The sequence below is a fragment of the Desulfomonilaceae bacterium genome, from assembly GCA_041662605.1.
Taxonomy (GTDB): Bacteria; Desulfobacterota; Desulfomonilia; order Desulfomonilales; family Desulfomonilaceae; genus CAJBEZ01.
Genome location: JBAZSD010000006.1, coordinates 26,296 through 40,186, shown reverse-complemented (window position 1 = coordinate 40,186; position 13,891 = coordinate 26,296). Strand labels below are relative to the sequence as shown.

The window sequence follows — 13,891 nt, the reverse complement described above, 5'->3', positions numbered from 1 at the left end:
TCTAAAAAATGCGGATCTAAAAATAACTGTGAAGTCCGGGCAGATAATTCACCCCGAAATATGTGAAAAGGACGGCGCAGAATCCAACGACGGAAAGAATGGCCGTCTTCCCGCCAGACCAGCCACGCGTCAGTCTCGCATGCAGAAAACCGGCGTATACCAGCCATGTTATCAGAGACCAAGTTTCTTTCGGGTCCCAGGACCAATAAGTGCCCCACGCGTGCTCGGCCCATGCGGCGCCTGTAATAATCCCGAGAGATAGTAACGGGAACCCGATCAATATTGAGCGGTACACTATTTCGTCCAGGATTTCCTTTCGTGGAAGCATGGAAGACGCCTTGCCGGACCACCTGGAAAGCAGCAAGAGCAGAGCGGCCACGAAAGATACAGCGAATCCGGCGTAACCCAGAAAACATGTAAAAACGTGCGCCACAAGCCAGTTGGATTGAAGCGCAGGTATTAACGGTCTAATTGATGGATCAATAAGGAAAGTCGACCCCAGGATGAGGAACACTATCGGAACGCCAAAAAGGGCCACGAGGTCAGCTTTAAACCTTCGCCAAACGATAATAAGGGCCAACGACACAGACCAGGAGAAAAAAACCAGGGACTCATACAAATTGGAAAGCGGCGCATGACCGATCCCCAATTGATACGACTCGACCCACCTAAGAGCAATCGATCCTGTGTGAACACACCACAGAAAAATCAAAGCGAACCAGAATGTCCTGTTGATTTCGGATCGTTCCCTGGCGGTCACGAAGGTTATCAAGTAGCCAATAATCCACAATAAATAGCCGAAACATAGATATGTGTTTATTTCAACGTTAATCATGCGTCAATCCCAGTTCAGAAATCCCTTTAAGATGTTTGTTACGAAAGGTCATTTTAATTTTTTCAAGTCGCTGATTTTTGAAAATTCATGTTCAACCGCTTGCCTGAATTCCCGGCGCAATTTTCGGCTCCTGCCCTGGACAAGAACAAGAGTTCCATCGACGGAGGATGTAATCTCAACCGCAATTTTCCGAAGATTGGTAAACAGGGACAGGATAAAGCCGATGACCAGCATTGAACATCCAAGCCACACTATTCGGACCCCAGGGTCATATCCGATTTGCAGGCCCGTGGCGTATAACGGAGTAAATCCGAGGAAACGAATTTCCACGCCCTCAACATCAAGAGGTTTCTTATCTTTTTGATAAATATTAAACAATGGTGGAGGTTCAGGTTTCCCGACAACATTAACCTGAATCCCGGACCCTTGAGCAAGTGTCCCCGGATCAAGGCTCCTGGTTTTCAATTTTGCGTCAGTTCCTGGGATATCTATATCTTCCCTTGGGTTGGCGACTTTTTCCAGAACCTGACCATCCTTGGTCTTGAATTGAAGTTTGACATCCTTGACTCCCAAGACCCTATAATCGGATTGAAACAACGATATTCCAGCCCAGGTCACAGGATGGTTAACCAGAATTGAGCCTTTCAAAACTTCCTTGCCGTCTTGAGACAACCTGACGTTGCTTCGAAATTCCCTTGGCTCGCCGGTAGAGTACTTTTCCAGCTTGAAATCGTCTACCGTAATTGAGAAAGGTAGGGTTCCAGTTTGGTTGGAGGACATCAAAGAGAATTTGTCTGTGGTTTCACCCTCTTTAATTAGAACGTGCCCCTTAAAGCCCCAGTAAGATCCTATCACGCCACCTAGAAGAATAACAATAATTCCGATGTGCATCATGGGAAACCCAAGGAGGTAAATCTTGTGCTTATCCCATGAGAGAAACAGCTTCCCATCAGTGTCTTTTTTAACCGGATCGGAACGCATGACAGACCGACCTGCATTGACCAATGTGTCATATAAATCTCTTGAAGCGCTTGATGACTTATAATGAAGCTGGAAATTGACTTTAGATGTTTTCCCGCGCCACTCGTTAAGTAGGATAGGAATTTTTTGAAGCAGGCATCCGACGATGTTTAAAGTGAGAAGACCCAGCAGAGCGGTGAACCACCAACTTCTGAAAACATTGTTGAGGTCCAGGATCACCGCAACCTTGTACAGGAACGGATGCCCCGAAATGGCAATTCGATCAAGCGATTCCGCTTGAGGAATGATTGTTCCAAGGATTGCGCCGACAGCGATAGAGAAAAGAAGGAATAAAGTGGTTCTGACCGAGGTAAAAAAGACCTTTAGCTCAAACAAAATAGAGACTGATTCAGACAAACCAGTCTCTGGAGATTTCGGTTTATTCATTAAATGTGAACTCCAAACGAACTAATCAATCACCTCTTTTAGATTTAGTCTATATAATAATTTGCTTCAAGTCCGAACGATGTCAACATTGAGAAGCGTGAAGGTATTCACCGAATACTCCTCGCAAAACGTCACAGATTTCTCCCAAAGAGACACGTTTTTTTACAGCGTCCATGATAGGAACCATGAGGTTCTTGTCGCTCATCGCTGCAATTTTCAATGTGTCGAGAGATCTCTTGACCGCGTCGGAATCACGCTCTGCGTAAATCTTTTCTAACCTTTGAATCTGATTTTCACGGACTTTGGGGTCAACTTTAAGGAGGCCCTTAGGAGGTGCCCCGACCGTTTGAAATCGATTGACACCGACGATAACTTGCGCCCCAGATTCGACCGCTTTCTGGAATTTGTAAGCTGAATCCTGAATTTCCTGTTCTATGAAACCGCATTCCACGGCCCTGACCGCTCCACCCATTTCGTCTATTTTTTTGATGTAATCTAACGCAAGTCTTTCTATCTCGTTTGTAAGAGACTCCACAAAATATGAACCGGCCAGTGGATCTACGGTATCTGCGACTCCTGTCTCATAAGCCACTATTTGTTGAGTCCTCAAGGCTATTTGGACTGAATCCTGCGAGGGCAGGGCGTACGCTTCATCTCGAGAGTTTGTATGCAAAGACTGGGTTCCGCCCAACGCGGCTGACAGAGCCTGATAGGCCACCCTGACGACGTTGTTATCCGGTTGAGGCGCTGTAAGTGTGCAGCCGGCGGTCTGTGTGTGGAAACGCAACATCATGGCTCTGGGATTGGTGGCGCCGAAGCGATCTCTCATTATTCGGGCCCACATCCGCCTGGCGGCCCTGAACTTTGCAATTTCTTCGAAAAAATCCTGATGAGCGTTGAAAAAGAAGCTCAGTCTTTCGCCAAAGGAATCAACATTGAGGTCGGCCTTGATTGCCGCTTCAACATAGGCTATGCCATTAGCCAGGGTAAACGCCACTTCCTGAACCGCAGTCGAACCGGCTTCTCTAATGTGGTAACCACTAATACTGATTGTGTTCCATTGGGGCACGTTTGTATTGCAGAATTCGAATATGTCGGTGATGATCCTCATGGATGGTTGGGGCGGGAAAATGTATGTCCCACGCGCTGGATACTCCTTGAGGATGTCGTTTTGAATAGTGCCTCGAATTTTCGATACATCCAAGCCCTGTTCTTCGGCGGTCACTATGTACATGGCCAGCAAGATGGACGCCGGGGAGTTGATAGTCATGGAAGTGCTGACAACGCTTAAATCTATCCCGTTGAATAGCATCTTGATGTCTTCCACGGTATCAATCGCCACTCCAACTTTGCCGACTTCTCCGGCTGCAAGTTCGTGATCTGAATTGTAGCCTATCTGGGTGGGCAGATCAAAAGCGACTGACAATCCGGTTTGGCCTTGATCAATAAGGTATTTGAACCTTGCGTTTGTCTCTTCCGCGCTTCCGAACCCTGCATATTGTCTCATCGTCCAGAATCTTCCACGATACATATTCGGCTGGACACCTCTCGTGAAAGGAAAAGCCCCCGGCAGACCAAGATCATTCTCCAATTCAAAATCCGGAGAGTCCCAGGGCCAATAAATCCTTTCCATGGGTAGTCCGGAAACAGTGGTGAACTCTGATTTGCGCTCTGGGCGCTTAGTTAGGCTCTCCTTGAATTTTTGGTCAGACTTGAGACATTTGTTTTGGAATTCTTGATTCACTGCGCACCTCATTTCTACGAATCATGTATTGAAAAACAATTCAAAAATGTCAAACAAACGTAGATTCGGCCAATTCCCAAAGCCTCCGCACCATGGACGCTAAATCTAACGAACGGAAGATAGTCCGTGTCGATTACTAAGATTCTTTTTGCTCTCGATCAATTTTGCAGGAAATCCCAGCGCCCTTCATGCCCGTCTCAAAACACCCGTTGCAAGAAATGCAGGTGGCTTTCGAAAGGTCACCCGTTTTCCATCTGTTGATAAGCCCGGGTTCCCTGATAAACGGCCTGGCCATGGCGACGTAATCCGCCTTATGGTTTCTTAGAATCCCGTCAATTTTCTGAGGGGATCTCAAACCACCCACCGTAATTATGGGAACCTTGACCTTGGCCTTGAACTGAGCCGCGATCTCGGCGAAATATCCCTCGTCAGATTCTTCCAGAATTTTAGTCCTCACTGGCCCCTGGTTTTTGCCTGACGAAGCGCTGCCTCCGCTTATCTCTATGGCGTCTATACTGTCATCCTCCAACCTTTGGGCTACGTTCAGGGTTTCATCAATCTCGAGACCATTTTCCACGAAATCACGACCATTCAGTTTAATCATTAAGGTCATGTCTTTTCCAATAGCGCCTCGAACCGCTTCCATAGTTTCGCCCAAAAAACGGTAACGATTCGAAACGCTGCCACCGTAGCCATCACCTCTCAGGTTCCAGCATGGCGAAAGGAACTGATTTATTCCATAGCCGTGAGCCCCATGCAGTTGAACGCCGTCAAAGCCGGCTTCCTTCAAACGTCTCGCAGCATCCGCATAGGCTTGAATCAGTTCCGTAATCTCCTGTCTGGTTAGTGATTTTACGGGATATTTGAGGGTAGGGTCTGATATTTCAGATGGCGCCCACAAAGCGCCTTCGCGTGAGAAGAGTTTTGGATTAGCGCGAAATCCCGTGTGGACAATTTGCCCCACAACTTTGTTTCCCGCTTCGTGAATGGTATCCGCCAATTTCTTCAATCCCGGTATTAACGCGTCGTCATAGTTTCCAAGCATGTGTGGCAATTGAATGGCGTTGGGCAGAATATATTGATAACCGGTAATAATGAGGCCCATGCCTCCGCGGGCAAGACGGTCGTAAAGATCAAAAGTGTGATCTGTCGCAAAGCCCTGCGGATCGGCGGTCCCTGTCCAGGTAGCGGACCTTACAGCTCTGTTGTCGAGTTCAATTGAATTTATCCAGGTTCTATCGAAAAGTTCACTCATAAAAGCAGCCTCTAGCTCTGTTCAAAAATCATGCAGGTATTTGGATAGTCTGTTAGAAGCGTTACAATTTCTTTTCGTAATGTGAATTCGCTTCTAAGACTTGATCTATGGAAAATCCGGTCCCCCATTTATTAAAACAATTTTGGAATGTTGACGCTGATGGACACTCACCGACGAAGCGAGCGACCATCAGCCCATGTCTCAAATTGCGAGCATGGTCCCTATGGATACAAATTTAAGTGAAAAATATGTCCCCCGCTCGCTCACGATTATTCAATAACAACTAGAACATCGCCTACCTGGTAGGATTCCCCGACTTTCGCCTTGATTTCTTTCACGCTCCCACTTGCCGTAGCCACTATGGGGAGTTCCATTTTCATAGCTTCAATGACAACAAGCTCAGCGTCTTCTTGAACTGAGTCTCCCACACTAGCCAATATGTTGATCACTTTTCCATTCATCGGCATGGTAACTTCGGCCATCAGCATAACCTCCAGAACGATCTTTCATTTAAATATAAAGGGATTTTCGTAAAAATATCCCCAGGGACGGTATTGGGTCGACCCAAGCAGTATACGATTAGAGGCTAACAAATTGCAAAGGCAAACCTCTACTGCAGAAGCCGTCTCCAATAAAAAACGTGCCCAACTCCAGGACACGCAAGATATATTGGCGTGAAAACACCGAAAAGATTTTTAAATTATTATTTTGAAAAAAGTCTTGGAAACGCGTCTAAAGCAAAATTCGTTCCTAATGTTTTTCTTCTGATGGTTGACATAGTTCCATCAGGATACCGTGGGTAGCCTTTGGATGCATGAAAGCTACAGACATGCCGTGGGCTCCCTGCCGCGGTTTTTCGTCTATCAGCTTAACCCCTTTGGCTTTTAGTTCGGATATCGCCTCGTTGATGTCATCGACCTCGTAAGCGATGTGATGGATGCCTTCACCGTTCTTGTCCAAAAATTTTCTTATGGCCGAGGCGCCTGAAACGTCCTGAAGGAGTTCTACTGAACTGTCACCTATAGGAATGAAGGCAATTTTCATGCCTTGGTAGTCCTCAGTATGTGTAACTTCAAGGGGAAGGTCTTCGGTGAAGAATTTCATCGCTGATTCGAGATCCTGAACCGCAACACCTAGATGAGCAATTTTCTTGATCTTCATGTCAACCTCTATTCAACTGGCGGAACAGTTTGACCGAAACGTAAAACTAAGCCTCAGAATCAGAAGTTGACTTAGCGGCCGACGTGGAGTCTGATGGCGCCGTACTGTTGGACTCCGAACCCGATGAACCCGAAGATTTGCCGGTCGAAGGACTGGAAGCGCAGGAACTGCTTTTGCCGTAATCGGTAACGTACCATCCTGAGCCCTTGAGGACAAAAGTAGACTGAGATATCAACTTTCTGGCTTTTCCGCCACACATTGAACACTTTTCAATTGGATCGTCCGAAATTCGCTGCCAGGCTTCAAATTCTTTGCCGCATTGTTCACAACAATATTCGTAAATTGGCATTATTGGAAAACCTCCTGGTATGTAATGTCATACCGCTTCAAATAATGTTTGATGTTTAATTTTCAATCCGGATTCATAAAGATGAAACAGATTATCCATCGTTTCGACTCCGGACAATATTTCTTTAGTATACCCGTGTACCAGATTTTCTTCCGCTTGTTTTTCATCAACAGATCCAAAGAAATCCACTTCAAATTTCCTGAACCTGACAATATGAACTAGTTCGTGGGTCAAAACAAAAAGCCCCAGAGTCCACAGATCATGTCGCGCAGGCCTCAGCAAGGCTCGCAAAATGGCGGGATCCTGAAGAACTACCCCATAGGAGATTGGATCTTTCTCGGACCGACGTGGCGCCGTCCGCTTTCTCGGTCCTATTCGAACTGTCTGAGCGAACACATTGGAGTCTCGAAGCCAGGGGGCGGTTTCTTTCCAAGTGAGGAGCGAATAGGGATTTGTAGCCCATTCGTCGGAGGCTAAGTTGAAATAACGCATGACAAGACCTTCTGCCAAGCGGGCGGCTTTGACCACCGTAGTGCGATCGGACTCGGTAAAAAAGCCCTCTATGGTCATTTCAACCTAACCTACTTATTCTTGTGCCGCTGTTTTGCGCGAAGCTTTTTGTGTTTATGCTTGCGCATCTTCTTTCTTCTCTTCTTGATAATGCTACCCATTTTGACCTCGCCAAATTTCAAAACTATTTAACTACCACCTTGGGTACCGGGTGTCAACAAAGTTAGTCAAAAATCGAAGTAATACATCTAGTCTATGGTACAGATAATCTTACAAGAGCCTGTGTCAAGAGTCCATTTGCGCTATTTTCCATTTTTGTTGAGTATAATTAGACTTCGCCGCGACTCCGTATCCTTTGAAAGGGTTAGTTACATTGATCCCCGACATGTCTTGTTTGATATCAGATAAGTTGAAAAGAACCGACAGGATACACAGAAAAGGTATGGATTGTAGCTAGAAAATTATCTTGACATCAATAGTAAAGTTACTTAACCTCAGCAATGGTGATTCTTCTGAGTCCAGTAGTTTTTTTGCGGGGAAAAACATGCGAATTACTACAACAAGCCGATATGGTGTAAGAGCCCTTTTTGACGTATCCTATCACGGTGGAGGCGATCCCACTCAAATTAAAGACATTTCAAGGCGACAGAGAATTTCTCAACGCTACTTGGAACAAATATTCAATAAATTGCTGAAAGCTGGTCTCCTGAGAAGCCGTAGAGGTCCTAGAGGCGGGTACATGCTTGCCAAGGACGCTTCCGAAATAACAGTCGGCGATATCATTCAGGCCGCGCAAGGCCCCATAATCCCTGTTCGCTGTCTGGGTGAAGACGACTGCAAGCGTGGGAATTGTGAAATTTGTCAAGGCTGTATAACCCGACACGTTTGGAAAAAAACACAACAGATCCTTATAGATTATTACAATTCGGTCAGTATTGCGGACTTGTGCGCCATGGCGCGTAAAGAAGGAATTTCTCGTGAATTGGATCACAAATATATGTACTTTATTTAAAGTACTTATCAAAATGTCTGCGATTGGTTGAGCTGTTATATGCGAAATGATCCCACAATACTCGATTACATAGGTAGAACTCCAATGGTTCGCCTTAGAAGCGCTGAAATGGAAAAGAGGGCTCAGATCTGGGCTAAGCTGGAACTGTTGAACCCGGGCTCATCCCTCAAAGATCGTATGTGCTTGAATATCATTCGTTCAATGGAGCGAGACGGCCTTTTGAAGGCAGGCGGTCGACTCGTTGAGGCTTCATGCGGTAACACGGCGATCAGTCTGGCGCTTATCTCGGCGTCTAGAGGTTACGCTCTGACTCTTGTTATGCCTGAAACTGTTCACCACGCCAGGGTACAGCTATTGACGTCGTACGGAGCGGAAATAGTTTTCACTCCGGCTTCTGCAGGAATGCGCGGGGCGATCGACAAAGCCAGTGACATAGCGGACAAGTCTCATCACTGCAGGATGCTCAATCAATTTGAAAACCCCGCAAATCCCGAAGCCCACAAACTGACCACGGCCGTAGAAATTCTAAAGGACTTAAAAAGACCACCGGATGTTTTCGTGATGGGAGTTGGCACAGGAGGCACAATCACGGGTGTAGGTGAGGTTCTCAAAAAGAAAAACAAGGATGTCAAAATAGTGGCGGTTGAGCCGGCGGAGTCCGCTGTTTTGGGTGGAGGGAATCCGGGACCTCACAACTTCGCCGGTATTGGGGCCGGCTTTGTGCCAAAGAATTTGAATTTGAGCCTGATCGACGAAGTAACCAAAGTAGGATATGATCAGGCCGAAGAAGCCGTTAGAACTTTGGCGATCCAACATGGTATTTATGCCGGATTATCGTCCGGCGCCGCATTTTGCGCGGCTTTGGAGCAAGCCTCCAGATTGGGGCCTGAGAAAATCGTCGTTACCGTAATTTGCGACGCAGGGGAAAGGTACGTGTCATTTTTCTGAGTATTTCAAAGGGAACAACCTCATCTAGCGTCGGGGAACTCCGCACGGCAATCTTTACAACACTTCCATATTCGTGCAATCAAAGCTTACAAAAATCACCGGTAGTTAGCACGCAAGACTACTTTTGCTAGACACGCCGGCCATGTTGGAATATTTTTCGATGGTCCGTTTTTATTGGAGGACACGATGATTCCTTATCCTGGAAATTCCACGCTACGTCTGCTGTTGATCTTGATCATCGCAGGGCTCGTTCAATCCTATTCGCTTCCGTCCGCTATTGGGATGGATGGGCCAGACGCCGTTTTTACAACAGTGGTGTCAAAGTCCGAGACTGATTCGAATTCCAAGAAGTCAGGATCTGAAAACGTTTGGAGAAGCCAGGAACTTAGTTTGTTGGCTATCGGTCTGGGAGTAGGGGATGTTGACGGAGACGGCAAAAATGAAATCGCGGTTGCTAGCCCATCAACGATCTATCTTTACAAATATTCAGAAAATAACCTTACTCTGGTCACTGAGTATTCTGCTGGTAGCCTGGAAATCAAAGCGATAGATGTAGCGAAAATCGCAAAAACCGGTAATGCCAGAATTTACGTTACCGCGCAAAATAGGGGATCAGTGGCTTCTTTTGCTCTGGAATACAAAGGCGGAACTCTTATCTCCGCAGTTGACGGAGTGGGATACTTCTTAAGGGTCATTAACTATCCTACGCGTGGTCCGATTCTTCTAGGCCAGAGAAAAGGCCTTAGCAAGATGTACGATGGTCCCATAGAGCAAATGGAGGATCGGGGAACGACTATAGAGTCTGCCGGCAGGTTTGGCGTTCCTCTCAAGATACCGATTTTTGGTTTTACCATTGGGGATTTTGAAGGCAAACGGAAGCCTCTAATAGCTGTTTACGACAAAGAAGATCATCTCAGGATTTATAATCCTCTTGGAAAACGATTGTATGTCTCCAAGAATTACTATGGAGGATCCGACATAATTTTGCGCTGGTTCGGACCTGAGGAGATGCGTGACAAAGGCAAAGATTTCGCCATGGATCCGATTTACGTCCGTCCACGGATCCTTTGGTGGAGCCCATCCCTTGGGGCGCCCGCCCAGATCCTGACAATTTCTCATAGTTCGACGACCATGAGGATGTTGAGCAGAACCAAGATGCTTGAAGAGGGCCGTATAAAGGGGCTGGTCTGGAACGGAGACGCGCTCGAAGAAAAATGGAGCACCCCTAAGGCACAGGGGATGGTGGCTGACTTTGCTATCGATTCCTTGTCCGGGATGTCAGGCCAGAGGCTGATTGTGCTGGAGCGCAAGAAGACAGACTGGTTATCTTTCTTGCTGTCTCGAAGTCAGATAAAAGTCTATGATATCGATTACCTTGTTTCCGAGATGGCAAAGGGAGGCGCTAAAGAGTCAGATGATTGATCGGTGTGTCCCGGAGGAATTGACGCTTCTACGCGTCGCCCGAAGTCGCCATGACCATTATCCATTCTCCGTTACGGGAGCGCATTCGAGCGCGGCGCAGGGTTTCGTGTAACAGGTGGTCTTTATCTTTGGACCCAAGGCTTCTAATTGTGATTCGATTCCTTCTCGAATTTTATCCTTAAAGTCATAATAATGTTCCGCTACGACGAATGAGACTAGATATCGGTCAAATCTGGACGGGAAGTTCCAAAGAGCTTTGAGAAGATATTTCCAGAACTTTAATCTCGTTGGATATACAACACTGTTCCTGAACAGCATGATGGCCACGGCCCGGATTTCCCAAGAATACGGTAGCCTCAGGGGTTTCTTGACGTGGGGAGGATTCATGCCCTTGAAATGGTAATATGATCTTTCAATGTATGTTTCAGGTTTATACAGCTCTTCGTAAACCGAGACAAACTCATGGGCTATTTCTTCCAAAGGCCTGGTGGGTACGAAATTTACCAAGCCTGTCTGATTGCTGAGATTGGTTACATCCATCGTCAACAGGCGATCTTCCGACTCCAGTCTCACACACAGATCAGTGCCTTTTCCCGCCTGAAGCAGGGTGGTGAACAATTCCGGGATATGGTTTTTCTCGGCGAATTTTATCAGACGTGACCCAGCCCCTGTCGTTTCTTCATCAAATCCCAAGATAGCGCCGGCAATGACCTGGAACCCACCCCCTGCAATCTTCTTACAAACTTCATTCAGGTCTATGTTGGTATTTTGAAGTTTTCCCGCATCTTTGAGACATGCCTCGTCAGGGGTTTCAACGCCTAGAAAAACCCTCTGAAATCCAGCCAGATACATGTCTTGCATGAGTTTGTCATCAGCCGCCATGTTTACTGACGCTTGTGTGTAGAAATTGAAAGGCCGATTTCTTGCATCCATCCATGGAATCAATTCCTTCAAAAGTTCCTTGGTTTTTTGACCGCTTCCTATAAAATTGTCGTCCACAAAAAAAACCAGACGACGCCAGCCCAAGTTATAAAGAAGTTCCAATTCCTGAAGGATTTGTTCAGGTTTTTTAGCGCGCACCTTTCGACCAAGCATCAAAGTAACATCGCAAAATTCACATTTAAACGGACAGCCCCTAGTGAATTGCACCTCCATGTCCACGTAGGCCCCCATGTTTAAGAGGTCGAACCTGGGCGGAGGGCTCTTCGTCATGTCAGCCCTTTCAGCCGACTCTAGGATTTGTCCGAAATTCTTCTTCTTCAAGGCGTCAAGAAGGTTTTGAATTTGGACCTCCGCTTCACCTCTCATTACAAGGTCCGCTCCCGCCTCTAGAGCCTGTTCAGGAACATGGAATGACCATGGTCCCCCTACAACAACCGTTTTCCCACGCCATTTCGCCTGTTTTATCACCTGTAGAATTCCGTCTTGTTGGACGGACATCCCCGATACCATTATCAAGTCTGATTGATTCCATTGTGATTCCGATATTTCCTGGAACACCATGTCGACAAGCTCGACGTTCCAGTCGCTCGGCAATAGAGAGGCTAGCGTCAACAAGCCCAAAGGCGGCAGCAACGCTTTCTTGCGGGTCATTTCCAAGACCTTGTCAAAAGACCAAAATGTCTGGGAATGACTAGGATTTACCAACAAAACACGCATTAATTGTCCAGAAAATGAATATCAGCCAACTTAACAAAACTTTTGAGAGACATCAACTAGTAACTTCGTATAAATAGTTTGTTAAGATTTTGGACCATTTAGTAAAGGTTTATAATTGGCTTGAACCAGCAGGAAATTATCCTTGACAGCAACGTGAGCCTCATTAATAATCCCCGGCAGGTTGGACTAGGTTTCAGAGCCGATGCAAGGACTTCTGCCTAGTTACGGGAGATTGATCCCGATTGTCGCCAAATGTGTATTTGGTAGCTTCTGTTTGTGTTAAAAAGAGTCTCGTTTAATTATTAAAGCGATGTGGTTTGGGAACTCCAATGCCTGCCGTCCAAAATATATATGAGATAAAAGATTACAAAAACCGGATTCCGCTGCCCAATTCCGTGAGCTTCAACGTGGATGTACGAGAGACCAATATTCATATTCAAGCTCAAGTTGATCTGTCGGCCAAAGCGAAAGAGTCGGTTTTCCGTTACCGCTACCAAATAGAAGAGTACCTCAGACAACATCCGGCGTTGAGAGAAACTCAGAGCCCCATACAGATATACTCATCAGCCCCGGAGATCGTTAGGTATTGTGATCTGTCGAGTCGAAATACAGGTGTGGCTCCAATGAGTTGTATGAGTGGAGCCATGGCGGACTTTGTCGGCCGCGATCTGGCTCCATCGTCGGACACCGTCATTGTGAGCAGCGGCGCAGATTCATTTATTCACACAAATGGGCCGCTTGAAGTGCATCTTCATTCAGAAGGATCTCCGTTTCACGGACATCTTATTCTCAAACTCGAAAATCTTAAGAATGTTTTTGGCATATCCACGTATTCTCCAGGCAGAGGGATTCACGCTGTTACTATTCTTTCGAGGTCCGCATGCTGGGCCGCCTCATTCGCAAAGGACATCGGCATGAGATTGATCTCAGGAGAATCGATAAAATCCACCTTAAATAGAGCTGAGGCCTATTCAGACGTGGGTGGATTGATCATCATAGCCGGACCCAAGATAGTTGTCGGAGGAAGTTTCTTACTTGTCAGTGCAGATGGAGACCGAGGGGAACGGGATTCGTGAGGTGGTCCTAGATGAAGATAGGAGTGTTGTCGGACACCCATCTGAAGGTTCCCGATATTGTCCTGAACTATATACTGGACGACATATTTCGAGACGTCGACCACATCTTGCATGCTGGTGACATTGTTTCAGCGGCGGTTCTTGATCGGCTGGAAGAACGCGGCGCTCTTGCGGTTTGCGGCAACATGGATGATTTCCAGATAGCCGAATCAATTCCACAACTCAGAATGATAACCCTTGAATCCAAGAGGATAGCTCTAATTCATGGTTGGGGGTCTAAACACGGTCTCCAGGAACGGATTTTGGCGAGGCTGGAAAATGAATCCCCGGACTTGGTCGTTTACGGCCATTCTCATGTTCCGTTCTGGGGAAAGATTAATGGATTCATGATGTTCAACCCCGGTTCAGCCGGTCATGACGTATTTTCTGACGAGTCACACGTGGGTATTTTAGAAATTCTCGACGGTGAGGTCTTTGCAAAATTTATAAAAGTTTCAACGAATCGATGAAAAG

At 46.5% G+C, this 13,891-nt stretch carries 15 protein-coding genes; 5 read left to right on the top strand and 10 right to left on the bottom strand.

The window, feature by feature from the left end; genetic code table 11:
* Positions 1–16: 16 nt before the first annotated feature.
* The 9 genes from ccsB to WC647_06685 form a co-directional block, all read right to left on the bottom strand.
* Complete coding sequence (gene ccsB, locus WC647_06725) at positions 17–835, bottom strand: c-type cytochrome biogenesis protein CcsB (protein MFA6221992.1); 819 nt, start codon at positions 833–835, stop codon at positions 17–19.
* Positions 836–883: 48 nt separating this feature from the next.
* Positions 884–2,242, bottom strand: a complete 1,359-nt coding sequence (locus tag WC647_06720; GenBank protein ID MFA6221991.1) for a cytochrome c biogenesis protein ResB — start codon at positions 2,240–2,242, stop codon at positions 884–886.
* An 82-nt stretch (positions 2,243–2,324) separates the two neighbouring features.
* Positions 2,325–3,986 carry a methylmalonyl-CoA mutase family protein gene (locus WC647_06715; GenBank protein MFA6221990.1) on the bottom strand — a complete coding sequence of 554 codons (1,662 nt, stop codon included), beginning with the start codon at positions 3,984–3,986 and terminating at the stop codon, positions 2,325–2,327.
* A gap of 136 nt (positions 3,987–4,122) precedes the next feature.
* Complete coding sequence (locus WC647_06710) at positions 4,123–5,241, bottom strand: NADH:flavin oxidoreductase (GenBank protein MFA6221989.1); 1,119 nt, start codon at positions 5,239–5,241, stop codon at positions 4,123–4,125.
* A gap of 269 nt (positions 5,242–5,510) precedes the next feature.
* The gene (locus tag WC647_06705) at positions 5,511–5,723 is read right to left on the bottom strand and encodes a biotin/lipoyl-containing protein (protein ID MFA6221988.1); all 213 of its coding nucleotides are present in this window, start codon (positions 5,721–5,723) and stop codon (positions 5,511–5,513) included.
* A 268-nt stretch (positions 5,724–5,991) separates the two neighbouring features.
* A complete protein-coding gene (mce, locus tag WC647_06700; protein MFA6221987.1) occupies positions 5,992–6,402 on the bottom strand; it encodes a methylmalonyl-CoA epimerase in 411 nt (136 codons plus the stop codon).
* Between the two features lie 46 nt (positions 6,403–6,448).
* On the bottom strand, positions 6,449–6,751 hold the full coding sequence (locus tag WC647_06695; GenBank protein ID MFA6221986.1) for a zinc ribbon domain-containing protein: 303 nt from the start codon (positions 6,749–6,751) through the stop codon (positions 6,449–6,451).
* 27 nt (positions 6,752–6,778) lie between these two features.
* Positions 6,779–7,321 carry a hypothetical protein gene (locus WC647_06690; protein MFA6221985.1) on the bottom strand — a complete coding sequence of 181 codons (543 nt, stop codon included), beginning with the start codon at positions 7,319–7,321 and terminating at the stop codon, positions 6,779–6,781.
* 11 nt (positions 7,322–7,332) lie between these two features.
* Positions 7,333–7,422 carry an AURKAIP1/COX24 domain-containing protein gene (locus WC647_06685; protein ID MFA6221984.1) on the bottom strand — a complete coding sequence of 30 codons (90 nt, stop codon included), beginning with the start codon at positions 7,420–7,422 and terminating at the stop codon, positions 7,333–7,335.
* A 383-nt stretch (positions 7,423–7,805) separates the two neighbouring features.
* Here WC647_06685 and WC647_06680 point away from each other — a divergent pair, with 383 nt between their 5' ends.
* The 3 genes from WC647_06680 (at position 7,806) to WC647_06670 (ending at position 10,643) form a co-directional block, all read left to right on the top strand.
* Complete coding sequence (locus WC647_06680) at positions 7,806–8,273, top strand: RrF2 family transcriptional regulator (GenBank protein MFA6221983.1); 468 nt, start codon at positions 7,806–7,808, stop codon at positions 8,271–8,273.
* A 39-nt stretch (positions 8,274–8,312) separates the two neighbouring features.
* Positions 8,313–9,221 (top strand): cysteine synthase A, encoded by a 909-nt coding sequence (gene cysK / locus WC647_06675; GenBank protein ID MFA6221982.1) that lies wholly within the window; start codon positions 8,313–8,315, stop codon positions 9,219–9,221.
* A gap of 186 nt (positions 9,222–9,407) precedes the next feature.
* Positions 9,408–10,643, top strand: coding sequence for a VCBS repeat-containing protein (locus WC647_06670; GenBank protein ID MFA6221981.1), 1,236 nt, complete (start codon positions 9,408–9,410; stop codon positions 10,641–10,643).
* 57 nt (positions 10,644–10,700) lie between these two features.
* On the opposite strand, the gene WC647_06665 is transcribed toward WC647_06670, so the two are convergent.
* Positions 10,701–12,302: a B12-binding domain-containing radical SAM protein gene (locus WC647_06665; protein ID MFA6221980.1), complete on the bottom strand. Its 1,602-nt coding sequence runs from the start codon at positions 12,300–12,302 to the stop codon at positions 10,701–10,703.
* Between the two features lie 329 nt (positions 12,303–12,631).
* Here WC647_06665 and WC647_06660 point away from each other — a divergent pair, with 329 nt between their 5' ends.
* Together WC647_06660 and WC647_06655 are read left to right on the top strand one after the other, a co-directional pair.
* Positions 12,632–13,378, top strand: coding sequence for a hypothetical protein (locus WC647_06660; GenBank protein ID MFA6221979.1), 747 nt, complete (start codon positions 12,632–12,634; stop codon positions 13,376–13,378).
* 11 nt (positions 13,379–13,389) lie between these two features.
* A complete protein-coding gene (locus tag WC647_06655) occupies positions 13,390–13,887 on the top strand; it encodes a metallophosphoesterase family protein (GenBank protein ID MFA6221978.1) in 498 nt (165 codons plus the stop codon).
* Positions 13,888–13,891 lie beyond the last annotated feature (4 nt).

Coding starts and splice junctions, on each gene's coding strand:
- ccsB (MFA6221992.1), bottom strand. CDS start 835: ATGATTAACGTTGAAATAAACACATATCTATGTTTCGGCTATTTATTG.
- WC647_06720 (MFA6221991.1), bottom strand. CDS start 2,242: ATGAATAAACCGAAATCTCCAGAGACTGGTTTGTCTGAATCAGTCTCT.
- WC647_06710 (MFA6221989.1), bottom strand. CDS start 5,241: ATGAGTGAACTTTTCGATAGAACCTGGATAAATTCAATTGAACTCGAC.
- WC647_06705 (MFA6221988.1), bottom strand. CDS start 5,723: ATGGCCGAAGTTACCATGCCGATGAATGGAAAAGTGATCAACATATTG.
- mce (MFA6221987.1), bottom strand. CDS start 6,402: ATGAAGATCAAGAAAATTGCTCATCTAGGTGTTGCGGTTCAGGATCTC.
- WC647_06695 (MFA6221986.1), bottom strand. CDS start 6,751: ATGCCAATTTACGAATATTGTTGTGAACAATGCGGCAAAGAATTTGAA.
- WC647_06690 (MFA6221985.1), bottom strand. CDS start 7,321: ATGACCATAGAGGGCTTTTTTACCGAGTCCGATCGCACTACGGTGGTC.
- WC647_06685 (MFA6221984.1), bottom strand. CDS start 7,422: ATGGGTAGCATTATCAAGAAGAGAAGAAAGAAGATGCGCAAGCATAAA.
- WC647_06680 (MFA6221983.1), top strand. CDS start 7,806: ATGCGAATTACTACAACAAGCCGATATGGTGTAAGAGCCCTTTTTGAC.
- cysK (MFA6221982.1), top strand. CDS start 8,313: ATGCGAAATGATCCCACAATACTCGATTACATAGGTAGAACTCCAATG.
- WC647_06670 (MFA6221981.1), top strand. CDS start 9,408: ATGATTCCTTATCCTGGAAATTCCACGCTACGTCTGCTGTTGATCTTG.
- WC647_06665 (MFA6221980.1), bottom strand. CDS start 12,302: ATGCGTGTTTTGTTGGTAAATCCTAGTCATTCCCAGACATTTTGGTCT.
- WC647_06660 (MFA6221979.1), top strand. CDS start 12,632: ATGCCTGCCGTCCAAAATATATATGAGATAAAAGATTACAAAAACCGG.
- WC647_06655 (MFA6221978.1), top strand. CDS start 13,390: ATGAAGATAGGAGTGTTGTCGGACACCCATCTGAAGGTTCCCGATATT.